The organism is Halomonas sp. TH-94, from assembly GCF_057473365.1.
The window spans coordinates 20,730-39,341 of the sequence record NZ_JBYCKL010000111.1; the positions used below are offsets into that span (position 1 = coordinate 20,730).

Annotated in this window: 19 protein-coding genes; 6 read left to right on the forward strand and 13 right to left on the reverse strand. The window is 64.3% G+C overall.

All coding sequences use genetic code 11. From position 1 onward, the window contains the following. Nucleotides 1-24: 24 nt before the first annotated feature. From AC2VNO_RS18970 to AC2VNO_RS18985, 4 genes are all read right to left on the reverse strand, one after another. Nucleotides 25-588 carry a TRAP transporter small permease gene (locus AC2VNO_RS18970; protein WP_486935590.1) on the reverse strand — a complete coding sequence of 188 codons (564 nt, stop codon included), beginning with the start codon at nt 586-588 and terminating at the stop codon, nt 25-27. Nucleotides 589-656: 68 nt separating this feature from the next. After that, a complete protein-coding gene (locus AC2VNO_RS18975) occupies nt 657-1,640 on the reverse strand; it encodes a TRAP transporter substrate-binding protein (protein WP_486935622.1) in 984 nt (327 codons plus the stop codon). 34 nt (nt 1,641-1,674) lie between these two features. Continuing rightward, nucleotides 1,675-2,652, reverse strand: a complete 978-nt coding sequence (locus AC2VNO_RS18980) for a LysR family transcriptional regulator (RefSeq protein ID WP_486935591.1) — start codon at nt 2,650-2,652, stop codon at nt 1,675-1,677. Between the two features lie 9 nt (nt 2,653-2,661). Next, nucleotides 2,662-3,099, reverse strand: coding sequence for a VOC family protein (locus AC2VNO_RS18985; protein WP_486935592.1), 438 nt, complete (start codon nt 3,097-3,099; stop codon nt 2,662-2,664). 216 nt (nt 3,100-3,315) lie between these two features. On the opposite strand from AC2VNO_RS18985, the gene AC2VNO_RS18990 reads away from it, so the two are divergent. The 3 genes from AC2VNO_RS18990 to AC2VNO_RS19000 are packed head-to-tail and all read left to right on the forward strand — an operon-like array spanning nt 3,316 to nt 5,755. Next, entirely contained in the window at nt 3,316-4,068 is a 753-nt protein-coding gene (locus AC2VNO_RS18990) for a 5-oxoprolinase subunit PxpA (RefSeq protein WP_486935623.1), read from the forward strand. Nucleotides 4,069-4,076: 8 nt separating this feature from the next. Continuing rightward, complete coding sequence (locus AC2VNO_RS18995) at nt 4,077-4,775, forward strand: 5-oxoprolinase subunit B family protein (RefSeq protein ID WP_486935624.1); 699 nt, start codon at nt 4,077-4,079, stop codon at nt 4,773-4,775. After that, nucleotides 4,772-5,755: a 5-oxoprolinase subunit C family protein gene (locus AC2VNO_RS19000; RefSeq protein WP_486935593.1), complete on the forward strand. Its 984-nt coding sequence runs from the start codon at nt 4,772-4,774 to the stop codon at nt 5,753-5,755. The genes AC2VNO_RS18995 and AC2VNO_RS19000 overlap by 4 nt, the downstream gene beginning before the upstream one ends. Here the strand turns inward: AC2VNO_RS19000 and AC2VNO_RS19005 are convergent. The 9 genes from AC2VNO_RS19005 to AC2VNO_RS19045 form a co-directional block, all read right to left on the reverse strand. Continuing rightward, on the reverse strand, nt 5,722-5,943 hold the full coding sequence (locus AC2VNO_RS19005) for a hypothetical protein (protein WP_486935594.1): 222 nt from the start codon (nt 5,941-5,943) through the stop codon (nt 5,722-5,724). The genes AC2VNO_RS19000 and AC2VNO_RS19005 overlap by 34 nt on opposite strands. A gap of 155 nt (nt 5,944-6,098) precedes the next feature. Continuing rightward, entirely contained in the window at nt 6,099-6,788 is a 690-nt protein-coding gene (csiR, locus tag AC2VNO_RS19010; RefSeq protein WP_486935625.1) for a DNA-binding transcriptional regulator CsiR, read from the reverse strand. Between the two features lie 113 nt (nt 6,789-6,901). Continuing rightward, nucleotides 6,902-7,525 (reverse strand): ABC-type transport auxiliary lipoprotein family protein, encoded by a 624-nt coding sequence (locus tag AC2VNO_RS19015; RefSeq protein WP_486935595.1) that lies wholly within the window; start codon nt 7,523-7,525, stop codon nt 6,902-6,904. Beyond that, nucleotides 7,522-8,460: an MlaD family protein gene (locus AC2VNO_RS19020; RefSeq protein WP_486935596.1), complete on the reverse strand. Its 939-nt coding sequence runs from the start codon at nt 8,458-8,460 to the stop codon at nt 7,522-7,524. Before AC2VNO_RS19020 ends, AC2VNO_RS19015 begins: the two co-directional genes overlap by 4 nt. Next, on the reverse strand, nt 8,460-9,266 hold the full coding sequence (locus tag AC2VNO_RS19025) for an ABC transporter ATP-binding protein (RefSeq protein WP_486935597.1): 807 nt from the start codon (nt 9,264-9,266) through the stop codon (nt 8,460-8,462). The genes AC2VNO_RS19020 and AC2VNO_RS19025 overlap by 1 nt, the downstream gene beginning before the upstream one ends. After that, nucleotides 9,263-10,384, reverse strand: coding sequence for an MlaE family ABC transporter permease (locus tag AC2VNO_RS19030; RefSeq protein WP_486935598.1), 1,122 nt, complete (start codon nt 10,382-10,384; stop codon nt 9,263-9,265). Before AC2VNO_RS19030 ends, AC2VNO_RS19025 begins: the two co-directional genes overlap by 4 nt. Nucleotides 10,385-10,488: 104 nt before the next feature. Beyond that, nucleotides 10,489-11,304, reverse strand: a complete 816-nt coding sequence (locus AC2VNO_RS19035; RefSeq protein ID WP_486935599.1) for an IclR family transcriptional regulator — start codon at nt 11,302-11,304, stop codon at nt 10,489-10,491. A gap of 89 nt (nt 11,305-11,393) precedes the next feature. Beyond that, nucleotides 11,394-12,602, reverse strand: a complete 1,209-nt coding sequence (locus AC2VNO_RS19040; protein ID WP_486935600.1) for a 3-oxoadipyl-CoA thiolase — start codon at nt 12,600-12,602, stop codon at nt 11,394-11,396. A 17-nt stretch (nt 12,603-12,619) separates the two neighbouring features. Then, nucleotides 12,620-14,143 (reverse strand): 3-hydroxyacyl-CoA dehydrogenase, encoded by a 1,524-nt coding sequence (locus tag AC2VNO_RS19045; RefSeq protein ID WP_486935601.1) that lies wholly within the window; start codon nt 14,141-14,143, stop codon nt 12,620-12,622. Between the two features lie 217 nt (nt 14,144-14,360). On the opposite strand from AC2VNO_RS19045, the gene AC2VNO_RS19050 reads away from it, so the two are divergent. Genes AC2VNO_RS19050 through AC2VNO_RS19060 form a run of 3 tightly spaced genes read left to right on the forward strand, consistent with a single transcriptional unit; the run spans nt 14,361 to nt 18,498 of the window. Continuing rightward, entirely contained in the window at nt 14,361-15,512 is a 1,152-nt protein-coding gene (locus tag AC2VNO_RS19050; protein WP_486935602.1) for an acyl-CoA dehydrogenase family protein, read from the forward strand. Further along, the gene (locus tag AC2VNO_RS19055) at nt 15,512-17,113 is read left to right on the forward strand and encodes a class I adenylate-forming enzyme family protein (protein ID WP_486935603.1); all 1,602 of its coding nucleotides are present in this window, start codon (nt 15,512-15,514) and stop codon (nt 17,111-17,113) included. Before AC2VNO_RS19050 ends, AC2VNO_RS19055 begins: the two co-directional genes overlap by 1 nt. After that, nucleotides 17,110-18,498: a hypothetical protein gene (locus AC2VNO_RS19060; protein WP_486935604.1), complete on the forward strand. Its 1,389-nt coding sequence runs from the start codon at nt 17,110-17,112 to the stop codon at nt 18,496-18,498. The genes AC2VNO_RS19055 and AC2VNO_RS19060 overlap by 4 nt, the downstream gene beginning before the upstream one ends. Nucleotides 18,499-18,612 lie beyond the last annotated feature (114 nt).

Below are 18,612 nucleotides of genomic sequence, written 5' to 3' on the forward strand. Positions count from 1 at the left end.
TACTCCGTGTGGTTGAGGTGCGACTCAGTGAGTCTCGCTGTCGTCGGTGGCCGTCGCTTCGCGGAAGCGGCTCGGGTCGCGTATGGCGATGCGCAGCGTAATCACCAGAGCTTCGCTCAGAGCCAGGCAGAGCAGTCCCACGCCGGTAGCCAGTACCGTCTGAGGGATCCACAGAGGAATCGACAGGAAACCGGAGGAGACGTCATTGAATACGCGACTCTCCCGGGCAAGCTCCACCAGCCCGTAGCCCAGCAGCAGGCTGATAGCCAGGGCGATCAGCAGGCAGAAGACCTCGAACCAGACCCTGATGGCCGAGGGTAGTCGTGAAATCAGCAGCGTGACGCGTATATGGGAGTGGTGCACGAAGGTGTAGGCGAGCCCCAGGAAGGTTGCACCCACCAGCAGGTAAGACGCGATCTCCGAAACGCCGGTGATGCCCAGGCCAAGCCGACGCATGCCGATCAGTACGAGCAGGGCGTCGATCAGGCGGAAGGAGACCTGCAGAGCGATCAGAGTGCAGATCGTGATCATGCAGATTGCTGCGCCCCAGGCACCCAGACGATAGAGGGTATTGAACTTGAAGATCATGAAACAGGCCTCGAGGCGTACGTGGGGAGGCGTGGCGGCGGGCCGCCACGCCGTGGTACCGGCCGCGCTCAGTCGGCGCGTTGCTGCTGGTATTCGTCGAGCACCTGTTGGGCCTGTTCTCCGGCACGGCCCTGCCAGTCCGAGAACAGCTGGTCACCGGCGGCCTGCAGCGCAGCCGCTACCTCGTCGTTGGGCGTGGCAACGGTGATGCCGTTCTCCTTCAGCGCCTCGGTGCTGGACTCGTTATCGTCGCGGCTCATCTGCCAGCCACGCTCTTCGGCGCGTGCGGCGGCTTCCAGCACGGCTTCCTGAGTCGCTTCGTCGAGACGGTCGAAGGCCCGCTGATTGATGAATACGATATTCTTGGGCAGCCATAGATTGGCATCGGTGTAGTGAGAAACGTAGTCCCAGGCGGTCATCGAGTTGCCGGTGGAACTAGACGTGATCATGGCATCCACGCGCCCGGTGCTGAAGGCCGTCGGAATGTCGGACTCTTCCGTTTCCGTGGGGCTGCCGCCCAGGTTGTTGACGAAGCGTTGCGTGTTGATGTTGGGAGCACGTACCCGCAATCCTTCGAACTGCTCCGGATCGTTCAGCTCGAAATCGGTATAGATCCCCTGAGCCGGCCAGGCCACGGCGTAGAGCGGCATCATGCCCTGGTTGGCGAACAGCTCGGTGATCAACGGCTTGGTGGCCTGCCAGAGCTCGAAGGCCTCGTCATAGCTGCCGGCCACCCCCGGGAGCGTGTCGACTTCGAAGATGGGATCCTCGTTGGAGAGAACCGAGAGGAACACCTCGCCGGCCTCGATGGTGCCGCGACGGACCGAAGGCTTGATCTCGCCGTGGGCGACCAGCGAACCGCCGCTATGAACATTGATGGTCAGCTCGCCACCGGTGGCCTCGGCCACGTCTTCGGCAAACTGTTTGACGTTCTTGGTATGAAAGCTGGCATCGCCATAGGGAGTGGCCATGGTCCACTGGGCGGCACTGGCCGAGGCGGGAAGGCCGAAGGCAGCGGCCAGCAGCAGGGAGCGGGACAGGGTCTTGTTCATCATGATCTCTCTTATTGGACTTGTGTGGGTTGTTTCATAACGCATTCGGGTGTTCTTCGGGGCGCACTGGCCGCACCCAACGGCCGGTAAAATCGCTCGGCTGCATGTCTGTGCCGCGTGATTCGGCATAGCGTACGGCGCATTGTTGAGCCAGCAGTCCGACGCTGCGGCAGAAGCGGGGATGGCTGGCCTTGCGCCATATCACGTCGTAATGCATGTCCGGCAAGGCCTGCGGCAGTTCGATGCGGTACAGCCGACCCTGGTGCCACTCATCGAGCACGGTGGCTACGGGCAACGCACCGATACCGAGTCCCTCCATGGTCATGCGCAGTATGGTCATCAGCGTGCTTACGCTATGGATCCGCGGTTCAGTGACGCCCTGTCGGGCGAGGTATTCCACCAGTTCTTCAAAGGGCCGGGCCTTTCTGCCAAACGATATGAACGGTAGGCTGCGAAGCCAGCCTTCGGCACTCTCCGAGAGCATTCCGACATGATCCGGTGAGACGAACATCCCCATTTCGTAGGGACTCAGCGGCACCTGGTCGATACTCTCCGGCTCCAGGTAACCGTTCATGGCAAGCAGAATGTCCAGCTCGTTCTTGGCCAGTCTGCGGTTCAGCGCCGGCGAATAGTCGACGCTGAGCTCGATGGTCAGCTGTGGATACCGCTGCGTGAGGCAGCGCATGAAATCGGGGAGCCAGCTGTGCGCAATGGTCTCGATGGCCCCGAGCCGCAGGGGCGCCGAGTAATTTTCATCGTCTTCGAACAGCTTCATCGCTTCGTCGCGCTGGTGCAGCAGGCGTTCGGCGTGAACGAAGAACTCACGACCGCGCATGGTCGGCTGGATGGGCCTCGCCGAGCGCTCCAGCAGTATCTCGCCCACGCCGGTTTCGAGACGCGATATGCGCTCCGAAATCGAGGGCTGGGTCAGGTGCAGGCGCGCCGCTGCCTTGCGGAACGAACCGAGCCTGACCGCCCAGACGAATGCCTCAAGCTCCTTGAAGTCGAGCATGGCCCCGGCTCATGCCTTCCTGAACAGCTGTTCTTCGCGGTTCTTGAATGCCTTGAACTCCAGCGCATTGCCGGAAGGGTCGTGGAAGAACATGGTGGCCTGTTCGCCTGGCTCGCCCTTGAAGCGAATGTAAGGCTCGATCTCGAAGGTCACGCCATGGTCACGCAGCTTCTGCGCCAGCGCTTCCCAGGCGTCCATTTCCAGCACCACACCGAAATGCGGCACCGGCACCCCATGACCGTCGACGGGGTTCTTGTGGCTTGATGCCGAACTGTCTTTCAGGGCCGGATTGAGATGGCAGACGAACTGATGGCCGTAAAGGTCGAAATCGACCCAGCTGTCGGAGGAACGGCCTTCGGGGCAGCCGAGGAAATCGCCATAGAAGCGCCGTGCCTCTTCGATATCGTGCACCTGTATGGCCAGGTGGAAGGGATCTTTTACCGCCATTGGAGAGCTCCTTTTATTGGCATTGTGGTGCCTCGCTTCATTTAATTGATAATCTTGAAGACGCGCGGCGTCAACCATTTTTCCACAGAATAACAATATGATAGGGGATGCCGATTTTAAGTATCGTGAAAAACGATTGGCGTTGAAAATAGCCGCTCCATATAGTGTAAATCACTACAAGAACAGTTCATGAAAGCGGACAAACAGGAGTCGCCAATGGCCGTGCCACTGCTCAATTGCGATATGGGGGAGAGCTTCGGCAACTACACGCTGGGGCTTGATAGTGAAGTGATGCCCTTCGTCGATTGCGCCAACATCGCTTGCGGCTTTCATGCCTCCGACCCTCACGTCATGCGCCATACGGTGCGTCTGGCGGTGGCTCATGGGGTCAAGGTGGGCGCCCACCCGGCCTATCCCGACCTGATGGGATTCGGTCGTCGCTCCATGGCCTGTTCGCCTGCCGAGGTAGAGGATCTCGTGCTGTATCAGATAGGGGCGCTGGCCGGTATCTGTCGGGCGGAGGGAACGGCCATCGGCTACGTCAAGCCGCATGGTGCGCTCTACAACGACATGGCGCGTGATCCCGAACTGCTGCGCGCCGTCATGCGTGCCGTCATCAGTTACGATCCCAGCCTGCCACTCATGCTGATGGCCACCGCCGACCCGGCCCCGAGCCGACAGCTGGCGGAGGAGATGGGTATTGCCATCTGGTTCGAGACCTTCGCCGACCGGGCATACGATGCCAACGGACATCTCGTGTCGCGACGTCTCCCGGGAGCGGTCCACCACGATCAGCAGACCATCGTGGCCCAAGCCATCCGCCTGGCTCGCGGCGAGCCGCTGCAGGCTGCCGATGGAACCTCGCTGCAGCTACCCTGTGACACGCTCTGCGTACATGGCGACAATCCCGAGTCGGTAGCGGCGGTGCGGGCCATTCGCGAGGCCTTCCTGAAGCTGGAGCGAGCGTGACGAGCACCATGCGGATCGAGCTGACCGCCATGGACGTCGTCATGGTCCGCCTGTTCGACAGTATCGATGAATCCAACATGGGCTGGATCGTGGCGGCCGACCGGGAATTGCGCGAAGCCTTCGGCGGTGCGCTGATCGACCTGGTGCCCTCCTACACCACGCTAATGTTGCACTACGATGCGCTGAACATGGAGCACGGCGAGGCTCTGGCGCGGATCCGGCGCGTTCTGGAGCGGCTCGAGCCGGCCAGTACCGAACTCGGCCGCTGTCATGACGTGCCGGTGTGGTACGACCTCAGCGTCGGCCCCGAGCTGGTACGCATAGCCGAACGTGCCGGTCTTGCCGTCGATGAAGTGGTAGAACGCCACTGCGGCCGGGATTACCAGGTCTTCGCCTTGGGCTTCGCTCCCGGCTACGGCTTCATGGGACTGGTGGAAGAGGCCTTGGCTACGCCTAGGCTGCCTACGCCCAGGCGGCGGGTGGCGGCTGGCAGTGTCGGCATCGCCGACCGGCAGACGGCCATATACCCGCTGCTCTCGCCGGGTGGCTGGAACATCCTGGGACGAACCACCTTTCCGCTTTTCGAGCATGCACGGCGCGGTGATCCACTGCTCAAACCGGGCGACCGGGTACGCTTTCAGCCAATCAGCCGTGAGGAATTCATTCGGCAGGGGGGAGATACGACACCGCTGGAGCTCGCGCCATGAATAGAAACGGTAACGGCGTACTGCGGGTCGTCCAGGCGGGTCCCTTGTCGCTCATGGTGGATGACGGGCGCTTCGGGGTACGTCACCTCGGCGTCACCCAGGGCGGGGCCGCCGACTGGTTCTCATACCACTGGGCCAATTGGCTGTTGGGTAATGCCCTGAATGCCGCGGCGCTGGAAATCGCCATCGGCGGCGGGCTCGTGCTGGAGGCGGAAGCGGACGCGACGCTGGCACTGATGGGGGCGGACCTGGATGTCCGGCTCGACGACCGCCCGCTCGCACCCGGCGCGAGCTTCCGTATCGGCGCCGGTCAGCGGCTGGCTTTCCGTCAACCGCGTAACGGCCTGCGTGCCTATCTGGCCGTGCCGGGCGGCTTCGATGTCACCGAGGTGCTGGGGAGTCGCAGCGCCACGCCAAGAGAGCAGTTGGGTGGCCAGCATGGCGATGGGCGGGCGCTGCAGGCCGGCGACCGCCTCCGCTGGCATGGCCAGGCGGGCACGACGCGTAGCCTGCCTTTCCATTCGGCCACCAGCCTGACGCTTTCGGGTAACTCGCTGGCCCTGGTGCCGGGTGCTCAGATCGATCGTTTCACGGGGGGCAGTCTCTATCGCGCCTTCAACCTGCCCTGGCGCGTCGACGATCGAGCCGATCGCATGGGGGTCAGGCTGGTGGGGCCGAAACTCGTCTGCCGCATGGGAAGCATGATCTCGGAGGGCATACCGCTCGGTGCGGTGCAGGTGCCACCCGATGGGCAGCCGATCGTGCTGCTCAACGATCGACAGACGATAGGCGGGTACCCTCGCCTGGGGGCGTTGACGCCACTCGCCGTTGCTCGGCTGGCGCAGTGCCTGCCTGGGCATGAAGTCAGGTTCGTGGCCACGGCACGCGAACAGGCGCTGGCAACGTACCGTCGCTGCCTGGCGGCGTTCGAGCGGGTAAACCCGGGTCAGGCGCCCAGGCCGCTCTCGCGCAGTAGCTGATCGAGGGAGGGTTTGGCAAGGGCCGGCGAGGGGCTGCCGGCATCTTCGAGCAGCAGCTGAGACTCCAGGTCGTGCATGCCCACGGTCAGGCAGCGCTCGATCAGTTCGCTCTTGCTGTGGCCGGTGCGCTGGGCGAGGCGTTCGAGACGGGATTCGATGTCGCGTGAGAACCGCAGCAAGTGTGGCATGGTGCCCTCCATATGATCACGGCAACCCAAAGCGGCGCCTGATCGTAACGGGATGGTATCTGCTAACCATATGCCGCCGGCGGCGGCCTGTCACCTAAGATTCTGCCGCTTGCCTGTGACATCGCCGTGACGCTGGAGTGAATCGAGCTGTCGGGTCAGGCCAGGCCGCGGCGAGTCATGACTTCAGTGATGATGGGGACGGGTGTCATCAGGTGCTGGCGCATCATCTCGGCGGCATGCTCCGCATGACGCCCGAGGATGACCTCGACAAGAGCGGCATGCTCCTGTCGCTTGCGCTCCAGCGCCTCCTCCGAGAAGACCGTTTCGCGTAGCCACAGGTGGCGGTAGCGCTCTACCTGGTCGAACAGGCTCTCGCGTATCTGCAGCAGGTGAGGCGAGCGACAGCCACTGGCGATGGCGGTGTGAAACGCCTTGTGGCGGGTATCCCATACGTCCAGCAGCTCGTCGGGACTGTTCACTTCCATGACCTTGGCCAAGGTGTGCGCCTTGGCCAATATATCGGCTTCCCAGGTATCGTCGCCGCGCTCGATGGCGAGCTTGAGGATCAGCCCTTCGAGCTGTGCGCGGGCATCGTAGAGATCGTTGAGCTCGGCCAGCGACATGGGGGCGACCCGATAGCCCCGCTGACTGATGGCTACCACCAGGCGCTCGGCAACGAGCTGCGAGAGCGCCTCGCGCAGGGGGCCGATACCCAGTTGATAACGGTCTTTCAAACGGCTCATCAGCAGCTTCTCGCCGGGTTGGAAGACGCCGCGTGTGATGTCGTGCTTGAGCCAACTGTAGGCGCTGATGCCGAGGTTCTGGCGTGGCGGGCTGTCCATCATCATTCGTGCAATTTCCTTGCTTTTGCCAAGCATGATAACCAAACGTAACCTTTGCCGCTAATCGCTCGATATTCATGCGAAGTATCTACATTCGCTGGCTCATGGCGCCGTACTCAATTATTCAGTGTCTGCAACGCGGTCCAGTCGACGAGCTCCCGGGCCAGGCTGTCGCTGGCGACCCCAAAAGCGTTGACGACATCGGCGATGGCCTCGCTTTCGGCCCGTTGAGAATGGAGAAAACGCTGGGTTGCGACGAGACGCTGGCTGCGCGCTTCAACGAGCCTGACATCGAGTCGGATCACCGCTTCCGGGTGGCCGTTGCGATACTCGCTGTGAAAGATACGCAAGTCGCTGAGCAGCTCCATGTCCACTGCCACGCCACTGTCAGCGGATACCATTCGTGACAGGCGTCCGTCGTCCTGGAAGGCATCGAGCAGGCGGTCGCGCAGCAGTTGCGGCATGCCGTCCACCCAGCGGGCTCCCTCATAGACCTGCGGCCGATTGGGCTCTGGAACCACGACGATTCTGGCTCCGTCGAGCAGGCCACTGGCATAGGGAGTGGCAAGGCGCACGGTGGTATCAACCCGTGTGCTGGAGCCGGGAGCGGGTTCGAGTGGCTGGGACGGCAAGTCGTAGAAGGCGACCGGTGTGCGTTCGGGTACCAGTTGGCAGCCTGCCATGAGCAGCGCGATGACCGGTAGAGCCGCCCAAGTCAGGCGGGAAGGGTAAAGCTTCATGGCGTGAACTCCTCGACGCGGTCGCGCCCCAACAGGAAATTGCGGGGATTCTCCTCCAGGCGTCGCACCAGACGGTTGAGAGACGAGAGGGTATTGCGCAGTTCGATGGTGGCCGGCCCCAGACCCTGAACGCCGCGCAGTCCGCTCTCCATGGCGCCATGGTTGTCTGCGAGCAGCTCCTCCAGGCTCTGGGCCGTGCGCGCGAGGCTGGACGTCAACCGGCGAGCATCGTCGAGAACGCCCTCTGCCTGTCCCTCCAACATGCCGCCGGTGCGGCTGGCCAGGGCGCGGAATTCAGCCAATGTACGGGCGGCCTCTCGGGAAACCTCCTCCATGTTCTCGGCCAGCCGGCTCGGGGCGTCGCCCAGAGCGGCAAACTGGGCCGTGGTGCGCTCCAGATTGGCGAGGATCTGCTCGACGCTCTCCACGTTGTCTTGCGAGAGTACGGCTTCGAGTCGTGTGAGGACCCGATTGACGTTGCCGAGCAGCTCTTCACTGTCGCTGAGTAGTGCACCCAGCGGCGACGGATCGGCCACGATGCGCGCCGGCCTGGCCCCGCGAGCAATGAGCAGGGGGCTTTCTGGGCTCCCGCCATGCAGTTGGATCGACATGCTTCCGGTAATGTTGGCCAGCGCAAGGCGCGCTCGGGTGTCCTGGCGAATAGGAATCTGGCTCTCTACCCGTATGATTGCCATGACATTGCGCGGGTCGGTCGGGTCGAGACGAAGTTCGACCACATCCCCGACCCTGACCCCGCTGTATTCAACGGCATTTCCTTCCGAGAGCCCGCTTACGCCCTGGTTGAACAGTACCTCGTAATGGGTGAAGGCCTGGGCGCGGGTGCTCTGATTGAGCCACAGCGCGAACAGTACGCCGCCACCCATCGCCAGCACGACGAACAGGCCGATCACGACGTGGTGCGCACGAGTTTCCATCAGCGTTGCTCTCCATCGGGTAACGAAGGTTGCCGTGCTGCCTGGCTGGCGGCACGCCCCCTGGGGCCGTGAAAGTAATTGCGTATCCAGGGATCGTCGGTCGCTTCTACCTCGGACAACGTATCGGCCACCAGAATCCTTTTATCGGCGATGACGGCCACTCTGTCGCAGCTCGAGTACAGCGTATCGAGGTCGTGGGTGACCAGGAAGACACTGAAGCCCAGGGCATCACGCAGGGTCATGAGCAATCTGTCGAAAGCGGCGGCGCCGATGGGGTCGAGCCCGGCGGTGGGCTCGTCGAGAAACAGTACCTCCGGGTCGAGGGCAAGGGCGCGTGCCAGCGCGGCGCGCTTGACCATGCCGCCGGAAAGCTCCGCCGGATAGAGTCGGGCGGCCTCGGCCGGTAGTCCCGCCAGGGCCAGCTTGACGCGGGCCAGGCGTTCGGCATCGGCTCGCGGCAGCTTGGCATGCTCGATCAATGGCAGGGCGACGTTTTCCTGCAGATTGAGCGACGAGAAAAGGGCGCCGCGCTGGAAGAGTACCCCGAAGCGGCGTTCCAACCTGGCGCGCCTGGCGGTGGGCAGGCGCTGCAGGTCTTCGCCAAAGACCTGGATGGACCCGCCGTTGGGACGCTTGAGACCGACAATGCTGCGCAGCAGTACCGACTTGCCGGTGCCGGAGCCACCTACCACGCCGAGTATTTCGCCGCGACGTATGTCAAGGTCGAGGCCGTCGTGCACCACATGCTGGCCGAAGCGGTTGATCAGCCCGCGAATCTCGATAACGGTGTCATTGCCCTGCGTCACCAGCCCATCTCCATGAAGAACAGTGCGGCGAGGGCATCGAGCAGGATGACCATGAAGATCGATTGCACCACGCTGGAGGTGGTGTGTTCGCCCACCGATTGGGCGCTGGCCTCGGCCTTGAAGCCTTCCACGCAACCGATGACGGCGATCACGAAGGCAAACAGTGGCGCCTTGCCGATGCCCACCAGGAAATGCGTCAGAGGTATGTCGCGCTGCACGATGGCGATGAACTGGGCGGTGGAGATATCCAGCGCTATCACGCAGACCATCGCGCCCCCCAGCATGCCGCAGAGCATGCCGATCAACGTCAGGATCGGCAGGCTGATGGACATCGCCAGCACCCGCGGCAAGACCAGCAACTCAATCGGGTCCAGGCCTTGAGCGCGCAGCGCGTCGAGCTCCTCGTTGGCCTTCATCGAGCCGATCTGAGCGGTAAAGGCGCTGGCCGTGCGGCCGGCCAGCAGAATCGCGGCGAGCAAGACACCGAATTCCCGCAGGAAGGCGTAGGCGACCAGGTTGACCGTGTAGATGGTGGCGCCGAAATCGCGCAGCACCGTGGCGCCGAGGAAGGCCACCACCGCGCCCACCAGGAAGGTCAGTAAAGCGACGATGGGAATGGAATTGAGGCCGGTCTGCTGGACATGCGCGACGAGCGGTGTGATGCGCCAGCGGCGGGGGGCAAACAGCGTGGTTGCGAGAGTTGCCAGCGTGAGGCCGATAAAGGCCAATAGCTGCCACTGCTGGCGAGCGAGCTGTTCGACGATCAGCCCCAGGCTGGCCAGAGACGTCAGTGGATTGGCTCGGGGGACGGGGGGCGGCGCGGGGCGGTCACGTGTGGCTTCGGCCACCGCTTTCAACAGTGCCTGGCGCTCGAGGGGAAGTCCCGGTGCCCAGTCGCTTACTTCCCGTATCGCATCCGGGCCCAGCAGGTCCACCAGCAGGGAGGCGCCTGAAGTATCCAGTTCACCGAGCAGGGAAAGGTCGACCGAGTCGGTTTCATGCGCCTGGGCCACGGCAACTTTCAGCCTGGCATAGTGCGGCAGCGTCCAGTCGCCGATGGCTCTCAGCCGCTGGGCATCCTGTTCCAGCATGCCGGGGCGAGAAGCGGTGTCAGGCATGGCGAGTCAATCATCTCTTCCTGAATATGATGCCCGAAGGCAACTCGCCATCACTATATCGTCATATGCCGGCGGGTGACAGCGGCAAACGACCGACTGATCGGTTACCGAGCGTTGCCGTGCTGCAGCTCTGCCAGGATACGGCGTGCCACTTCCTTGAGCCGCGGCCCCAGGTTGTCGACCATGATCGAGTGGCCGAGTCGGTGAGCGGCGCCGCCGCAGTTGATCGCCATCACCTCGGCGCCGTCTTCGAGAACCAATGGGGTGGCTACGGCGCTGATTTGAGATTGCCAGTCGCCTTCGGAGAGGCAGAAGCCGTAGCGCGCGTAATCTTCCTGGCTGCGCATGATTCCCTTCTCGAGGGCCGGCCAGTCGCTGCCGTGAGCCCTGGCCAGCTCCGCCATGACCGCTTCACGGCGGGACTCGGAAAGGCCGCAGAGCCAGGCGCGGCCGATGGCCGTGGTGGCCATCGGCAGGCGTGAGCCGACGTCGAGGCGCACGATCAGCGGGCCGCTGCCGTGGCAGCTTTCGACATACACCATGTCACTCTTGTCCGCCGCACCCAGGCTGACGTTGCAGTCGGTGGCCTCGGCAAACTGCTGCATGAAGGGTCGGGCGATCTCGCGGATGCCCTGACTCGCCAGGAAGCGGTAGCCCAGTGCCAGAATGCCGGGGCCCAGGCGGTACTTCTCGAGCCGGGTGTTGTGGCGCAGGTAGCCGAGCTGGGTCAGGGTGTAGGTCAGACGGGACACGGTGGGGCGAGGAATGCCGGTGCGGCTGGAGAGCTCGGCGTTGCCCAGATACTCCTCGCCGGTGCCAAAGGCGCGCAGCAGCTCAAGGCCGCGGGCCAGGGCGGTGACGAAGTTGCGGTCCTTGCTGGGTGGAGCGGAGTCATCTTCCAGCGGGGCAGGCTTGTTCATGGCGGTTCCTGTCGCGAGAGCGTTTGGCGGAGTATCGCATATTGCCCCGGGCGGGGTCGTTGGCGGCGCCGGCCCGGGGCGGCCGAGGGTCAGTCGCTGACCCTTTCGATGACGCAGGCGATGCCCTGGCCGACACCGATGCACATGGTGACGAGCGCGTAGCGTCCGCCGATGGCTTCGAGCTGGCGCAGGGCGGTCAGGGCCAGGCGAGCACCGGAGGCACCGAGCGGGTGGCCGATGGCAATGGCACCGCCGTTGGCGTTGAGACGGCTGTCATCGGGGTCGAGGACGAGCTGCTTGACGCAGCCCAGCACCTGTACGGCGAAGGCCTCGTTGATTTCGATCACGTCCATCTGCTCCAGGGTGAGCCCTGCCCGCTCCAATGCCTTGCGACTGGCCGGCACCGGTCCCAGTCCCATCACTCTTGGCGGTACGCCGGCCACGGCACTGGCCACGATTCGTGCCCGCGGGGCGATGCCGGCCCGTTCACCGGCGGCCAGGCTGCCGACGATCAGGGCGGCGGCGCCGTCGTTGAGACCGGAGGCGTTGCCGGCTGTCACCACGCCGCCTTCGAACAGCGGTCCCAGTCGGGAGAGCTTGGCGGCGTCAGTACCCGGCCGCGGATGTTCGTCGCGATTGACCGCCAGCGGTGGCTGCTTGCGCCCCTGCGGCACTTCGACGGCGAGCAGTTCGTCGTCGTAGAAGCCACGCGCCTGGGCCTCGGCATAGCGCGTCTGGGAGCGAGCGGCGAAGGCGTCACTCACCTCGCGACCGATGCCGAGATCATGGGCTACGTTGTCGGCGGTCTCGGGCATGCTGTGGCTGCCGTACTCACGGCCGATCCAGGGGTTGGGGAAGCGCGAGCCGATCACGGTGTCGTACAGGGGCTGATTGCGCGCGAAGGGCGTCTCGGCCTTGCCCAACACGTAGGGGGCGCGCGACATCGACTCCACGCCGCCGGCAAGGAACAGCTCGCCCTCGCCGAGGCGAGTGGCACGCGCGGCATCGATCACGGCAGCGAGCCCGCTGCCGCACAGGCGGTTGACCGTCTGAGCCGCCACCTCGACCGGCAGCCCGGCCACCAGCCCTGCATGGCGGGCCACGTTGCGTGAATCCTCGCCGGCCTGGTTGGTGCAGCCGGCCAATACCTCTTCGTAGGCCTCGGCGGCGAAGGCGTTGCGTTCGACCAGCGCCTTGAGCACATGGCCGAGCAAATCGTCGGGGCGTACTGCGGCCAGGCTGCCGCCGTGGCGGCCGAAAGGGGTGCGCAGGCCATCGAAGATGTAGGCGTCTTGCATGGTGGCTCCTTGAGGTGTCAGGCGGCTGTCAGTGGCAGACCGAGAGTGGCACGCCGGCGCAGCCAGGGGCTGGCGCGGTAGCGGGGGTCGCCGGTGGCCGCCAGCATGTTGTCGAGTACGGTGAGGATCCGGCGGCTGCCGTAATGGTCGCCCAGGGCCAGCGGCCCATGGGGGTACCCCAGGCCCAGCTCCACGGCGCGATCGATGGTCTGCGGCTCGGCCACACCCTGCTGGGCGATCTCGCAGCCGACGTTGACGATGCACGCCACCACCCGCTGCAGCACGAAGCCGTTGCTGTCCTCGAGCACGCTCACCGACGTACCGTCATGGCCCAGTAGGGTGGCGGCGGCATCACGGTAGGCCGCACGAGTGGCCGGTGTGACCATCAGGCTGCGCCGGCGTTCGAGGCCGGCCAGCAGATCCACGGCCACGCAGCGCTCGGCCGGCAGCCCCAAGCGCAGGGCGCAGGCGGTGGCGTCCTCGCCCAGGGGGGCTACCAGGCAAAGCGCTTCCGCGGAGGGAGTCTCGGCGCTTTCCAGCGGCCAACCGGCTGCGGTCACCAGGTCGACGAGCAGCCGTCGAGCCGTATCGTCCTCGGCGCCGATCCAGACAGGGAGCGGTTCGGCCTTGGGCAGCGGCGGCTCCTCGGGCACTTGAGGCTTGCCCACCACGTAGCGATAAAAGCCTTCGCCGCTCTTGCGCCCGAGAAGGCCTGCAGTGAGGCGCTGGCGGGTCAGCGGCGAGGGACGAAAGCGCGGCTCCTCGTAGTACTGGTGGTAGATCGACTCCATCACCGCATGGGAAACATCGAGCCCGGTGAGGTCGAGCAGGCTGAACGGCCCCATGCGAAAGCCGCCCTGGTCGACCAGGATGCGATCGATGGTGGCGTGGTCGGTCACGCTCTCGCCGAGAATGCGCAGCGCCTCGGTGCCGAAGGCACGTCCGGCGTGGTTGACCAGAAAGCCCGGCGTGTCGGTGGTTCTTGCCGTGAAGTGCCCCATGGCTCGGCCCAGGGACTCGACATTGGCAGCCACGTCGTCAGCGGTGCGAAGCCCCGGTATCACCTCGACGATCTTCATCAGCGGCACCGGGTTGAAGAAGTGAAAGCCGATCACGCGCTGGGGAAGACGACAGTTCGCGGCAATCGCGGTCACCGAGAGCGACGAGGTATTGGTGGCCAGCACGGCGCGGTCGTCGAGAATCTCCTCGAGCTTCGTGAACAGCTCCTGCTTGGCCTCGAGCTTCTCGACGATGGCTTCGATGACGATATCGCACTCGGCCAGCTCGGCGAGTGTCGCGGCTTCCTTCAGGCGGCTGCGGTATCGCGCTGCATCGTCTTCGCTCAAGCGCTGTTTCTGCACCGCGCGGTCCCACATGCCGCCGACGAATTCACGCGCGTCGGCAACGGCGCCTTCGCGCAGATCGTGAAGCATGACGGTCAAGCCGGCCTGGGCTGCGATCTGGGCGATACCGCGGCCCATGGCGCCGGTTCCAACGATGCCCAGCGTCGCGAAGGGCGGAGCCGGTAACTCGTTCGACATGAGTCGTTCCTCTCTCTTCTGGCGTTGTTATTTCTGGCGTTATTATTTCGCTTAGCGGAATGATATTCCGTTTATTGACTGCCATCCTAGGCTATGCCACATTGCCTGGCAACCGAATGCGGTCTTTGATTCTGCTTAGCGAAATAAGGGCAGATGAACCCGATGAATTCAAGGGTATCTCCCGAATCGCCGTCTTTTTTCTGCGTGAGGACACGTCATGATTCGCGATCCCGAACTGCTCGATCAGCTCATCGATACCATCTCCCGCTTCGTGCGTGAGCGGCTGATACCCAACGAGGCGCGGCTGGCGGAAGAGGATGCCGTGCCCCCCGAGCTGCTCGAAGAGATGAAGGAGATGGGGCTGTTCGGCCTGTCGATCCCCGAGGAGTACGGCGGTCTGGGGCTGACCATGGAGGAGGAGGCGCTGGTGGCGATGGAGATCGGCAAGACCTCGCCGGCTTTCCGTTCGATATTCGGTACCAACAACGGCATCGGCGCCCAGGGCATCCTGATCGACGGCACCCCCGAGCAGAAAGCCAAATACGTGCCGCGCCTGGCCACCGGCGAGCTGCTCAGCTCCTTCTGTCTCACCGAACCCGATTCCGGCTCCGATGCCGCCAGCCTGCGCACCACGGCGGTACGCGACGGCGATCACTACGTGCTCAACGGCACCAAGCGCTTCATTACCAACGGCCCCGAGGCCGATGTCTTCACGGTGATGGCACGCACCGATCCGAAGAACAAGGGCGCCGGCGGCATTACCGCCTTCATCGTCGAGGGCGATACCCCCGGCCTCAAGCGCGGTCCGGCCGACAGCAAGATGGGGCAGAAGGGCGCCCACACCTGCGACATCATCTTCGAGGATTGCCGGGTTCCGGCCGCTAACATCATCGGCGGCGTGGAGGGTAAGGGCTTCAAGACCGCCATGAAGGTGCTCGACCGCGGCCGTTTGCACATTTCGGCGGTGTGCGTGGGCGTGGCCGAGCGACTGGTCGAGGAGTCGCTCAATTACGCCATCGAGCGCAAGCAGTTCGGCGTACCGCTGGCCGAGCACCAGTTGATCCAGGCGATGCTTGCCGACAGCAAGACCGAGGCCTATGCCGGCCGCTCCATGGTGCTCGACGCCGCACGGCGCAAGGACGCCGGCGAGAACGTGTCGACGCTGGCCTCGTGCTGCAAGCTGTTCTGCGCCGAGATGGTCGGGCGCGTGGCCGACCGTGCGGTTCAGGTGCATGGTGGCGCGGGCTACATTTCGGAATATGCGGTGGAGCGCTTCTACCGCGACGTGCGCCTGTTCCGCATCTACGAGGGCACGACCCAGATCCAGCAGGTCGTGATCGCGCGCAACATGGTGCGGGAGGTGAGCTGATGGCTTCGCTGTCCCGCCAGGCGCCCGACGAGCTCATCTTCGGCCGGATGGCGAGCGAGCTGGTGGCCGAGCTTCCTGAGCGTATCAGTACCCGGGCGCTGGAAAACGCCGAGCATCTGGGCAATGAACCGGCGCTGGTCGATGGCAAGGTGCGCTGGAGCTACGCCGAACTGGGTCGCGAGATTCGTGCCGCTGCCGCTTGGCTCGACTCGCTGGGGATACGTCCGGGCGACCGCATCATGACGGTCAGCGAAAACTGTCGGGCGCTGGTGGTCTTGTTGCTTGCGGCGAGTGAACGCGATGTCTGGGTGGCCATCGTCAACTCGAGGCTGTCCAATCAGGAGGTCGACGCGATCCGCGACAACTGCCAGCCGCGGCGCATCTTCTATACCAGCGATGCCTCTCGCGACGCCGATGCTCACGGTGAGCGCCATGGCGCCGAGGCCTTCGAGCATCCCTCGCTGGGCCGGCTGAGGTTCTCAGCGGTGGCCGAGGTGGAAGCGGAACCGGTCGAGGCCGGCGGTGCCGACCAGGTGGCGGCGATGATCTATACCTCCGGTACCACGGGAACGGCAAAGGGGGTCATGCTGACCCATCGCGGCATTCTCTTCATCGCTTCGCTGTCGGGTGGCATGCGTCATCTAAGCCAGGGAGAACGGGTCTACGGCGTGCTGCCGATCTCACACGTGTTCGGCCTGTCGTCGGTTTGCATGGGCTCGCTCTATAACGGCGCCTGCCTCTACACCATACCGCGCTTCGACGCCGCCGCCATGTTGTCGGCGCTGGAGTGTGAGCGTATTACCGTGCTGCAAGGCGTGCCGGCAATGTTCGCGCGCACGCTGGAGTTCCTGCGTCGTGAAAAGCGAGCTCTGGTAGCGCCCGCGCTGCGCTATATCTCCGCCGGCGGTTCACCCCTCGACGATGACCTCAAGGGCCGCGTTCAGTCGCTGTTCGGCCTGACATTGCACAACGGCTATGGCCTCACCGAGGCGAGCCCGACGATCAGCCAGACCCGTATCGACGATCGCTTCGACAGCAATACCGTGGGCCGGGTACTACCGCTGCTGGAGTATCGGCTCGAGGTGCTGGGCGAGGGCGGCGAGGACGAGGCCGAGCACGCCGGGGCCGGTGAGCTGTGGGTGCGCGGCCCCAACGTGATGAAAGGCTACTTTCGCCAGCCCACGGCCACCCGCGCCTGCCTCAGCGAGGATGGTTGGCTCAATACCGGCGATATCGCGCGCCTCGATGAAGACGACCAGCTCTACATCGTCGGACGCAGCAAGGAGCTGATCATTCGCTCCGGTTTCAATATCTACCCCCCCGATGTGGAAGCGGTGATCAACGAACACCCTGACGTCACCCTGTCGGCGGTGGTGGGGCGCCAGGTGTCCGGCAACGAAGAAGTGGTCGCCTTCGTCCAGTGCGAGCCCGGCGCCAATCTCGGCGAAGCCGAGCTGCGCGACTTCATCAGCCAGCGGTTGGCGCCCTACAAGCGCCCCACACGATGGGTCCTGATGGATGTCTTGCCGGCGACGGCCAGCGGCAAGATTCTAAAGGGACGCTTGCGCGACATGGCCGCAAGGGAGGATATACCGGAGTGAGATCGGCGCGTCTGCGCGCCGGTCTGCTAGTGGTGGTCATGCTGGCCACCCTGTGGCATCTCGTGGCAGGCAGCCAGACCCTGCAGGCCGTGGGCGTCATGGCCCTGGCGGGCTACCTGTTCATGCTGCGTGGCGAGCTCTCGCTGATGGCACGCGCACTGCTGCTGGCTGCCGGGATATTGAGCCTGGTGGCGATCTGGCGTGCCGAGGCGCCGGCAGGGCTGCTGTTCGAAGCGTTCGGCCGCTTCGCCTTCTTCGCCACTTTCGTTCTGGCCCTCAGCCTGCTGCGCTTGCCTGCATACCGTTCACGACTGGTGCGGCGCTGCGGCGAGGCGATGCTTCTGCAGCCCCCTGGGCGTCGCTATCCCATACTTTCCGCTGGATCGGCGCTGTTCGGCATCATCCTGAACATCGGCGTGCTGAATCTGTTTGCCGGCATGATCGAGAAGAGCAACACCCTGACGGCGGCCCAAGGGCGCACCTGGGTACGCCAGGCGCGTCAGCGGCGAATGATGCTGGCCCTTTTGAGGGGCTTCTCGCTGGCGCCCCTGATCTCGCCCATGGGGATCGGCGTTGCGGTGGTACTCTCGAACCTGCACGAACTGCGCTGGATCGATCTGGCGCCCTCTGTAATCGGCGCGGCCCTGGTCATTTTCCTGGTGGGCTGGGCAGTCGATCACCTGACCGGCCCGAACCCTGGCGCGCGCAGCCACGCTCGGCCGGCACCTTCGCTCGCACCCTTGGGTCGGTTCTGCCTGCTGCTGCTCAGTATCGTCATGCTGGTATTCGCGCTCTCCTGGGGGCTCGAACTGCGACTGCCGATTGCCGCTCTGCTAGGAGCTCCCCTCAGCGCCCTGGGCTGGCTCGCCTGGCAACGGCGTCGTCTCGGCCTGTTGGGCGGGCCGGCGGCTGCGGTCAGCCTGTGTCGCAGACTACCCTGGCTGGTGACGCCGATTGGCAACGAGGTGGTAGTGCTGGGAGCGGCGGGCTATATCGGCCATCTGTGCGTAGCGCTGATCCCCATTGCCAGCCTGGGGCCGCTTTTGGCTATTCTCGAACCCCTCGGGGCGGCCAATGCGGTGCTGGCGATGCTCTTGGTCGTGGGGCTGGCTCAGGTTGGAGTCAATCCTATCGTCACCGTGACGCTGCTCGTCGGTTTGCTGCCGGCACTGGCCATTGAAGGTTTGACGCCGGCGCTGATCGGTTCCGCGTTGATGGTGGGCTGGGCGCTGGCGCTGATGTCATCGCCAATGACGGCATCGATGCTGATCCTGTCACGCTTCACCGGCGTCGCCTCGACCCATATCGGTTACCGCTGGAACGCTCGCTTCCTGCTGGCATGCATCCCGCTGCTGGTGGGGTGGTTCCTGTTTGCCGCCTGGTAAAGGGGACTGCTGGCCTCAGCTCGAAGAGCGGTGAAATTCATGCGACCCAAAGGCCCCGTTTCAGGGGCCTTTGTTCGAGAGGAGCAGGTGAAAGAGGAAAGAGGATCGTCGAGG

What these genes read in the sequence shown, in the direction of transcription:
- AC2VNO_RS18980 (WP_486935591.1), bottom strand. Translation starts at nt 2,652, where the DNA reads ATGCTCGACTTCAAGGAGCTTGAGGCATTCGTCTGGGCGGTCAGGCTC.
- AC2VNO_RS18995 (WP_486935624.1), top strand. Translation starts at nt 4,077, where the DNA reads ATGCGGATCGAGCTGACCGCCATGGACGTCGTCATGGTCCGCCTGTTC.
- AC2VNO_RS18970 (WP_486935590.1), bottom strand. Translation starts at nt 588, where the DNA reads ATGATCTTCAAGTTCAATACCCTCTATCGTCTGGGTGCCTGGGGCGCA.
- AC2VNO_RS18990 (WP_486935623.1), top strand. Translation starts at nt 3,316, where the DNA reads ATGGCCGTGCCACTGCTCAATTGCGATATGGGGGAGAGCTTCGGCAAC.
- AC2VNO_RS19045 (WP_486935601.1), bottom strand. Translation starts at nt 14,143, where the DNA reads ATGTCGAACGAGTTACCGGCTCCGCCCTTCGCGACGCTGGGCATCGTT.
- AC2VNO_RS18975 (WP_486935622.1), bottom strand. Translation starts at nt 1,640, where the DNA reads ATGAACAAGACCCTGTCCCGCTCCCTGCTGCTGGCCGCTGCCTTCGGC.
- AC2VNO_RS19030 (WP_486935598.1), bottom strand. Translation starts at nt 10,384, where the DNA reads ATGCCTGACACCGCTTCTCGCCCCGGCATGCTGGAACAGGATGCCCAG.
- AC2VNO_RS19055 (WP_486935603.1), top strand. Translation starts at nt 15,512, where the DNA reads ATGGCTTCGCTGTCCCGCCAGGCGCCCGACGAGCTCATCTTCGGCCGG.
- AC2VNO_RS19020 (WP_486935596.1), bottom strand. Translation starts at nt 8,460, where the DNA reads ATGGAAACTCGTGCGCACCACGTCGTGATCGGCCTGTTCGTCGTGCTG.
- csiR (WP_486935625.1), bottom strand. Translation starts at nt 6,788, where the DNA reads ATGATGGACAGCCCGCCACGCCAGAACCTCGGCATCAGCGCCTACAGT.
- AC2VNO_RS19050 (WP_486935602.1), top strand. Translation starts at nt 14,361, where the DNA reads ATGATTCGCGATCCCGAACTGCTCGATCAGCTCATCGATACCATCTCC.
- AC2VNO_RS19005 (WP_486935594.1), bottom strand. Translation starts at nt 5,943, where the DNA reads ATGCCACACTTGCTGCGGTTCTCACGCGACATCGAATCCCGTCTCGAA.
- AC2VNO_RS19040 (WP_486935600.1), bottom strand. Translation starts at nt 12,602, where the DNA reads ATGCAAGACGCCTACATCTTCGATGGCCTGCGCACCCCTTTCGGCCGC.
- AC2VNO_RS19000 (WP_486935593.1), top strand. Translation starts at nt 4,772, where the DNA reads ATGAATAGAAACGGTAACGGCGTACTGCGGGTCGTCCAGGCGGGTCCC.
- AC2VNO_RS19015 (WP_486935595.1), bottom strand. Translation starts at nt 7,525, where the DNA reads ATGAAGCTTTACCCTTCCCGCCTGACTTGGGCGGCTCTACCGGTCATC.
- AC2VNO_RS18985 (WP_486935592.1), bottom strand. Translation starts at nt 3,099, where the DNA reads ATGGCGGTAAAAGATCCCTTCCACCTGGCCATACAGGTGCACGATATC.
- AC2VNO_RS19035 (WP_486935599.1), bottom strand. Translation starts at nt 11,304, where the DNA reads ATGAACAAGCCTGCCCCGCTGGAAGATGACTCCGCTCCACCCAGCAAG.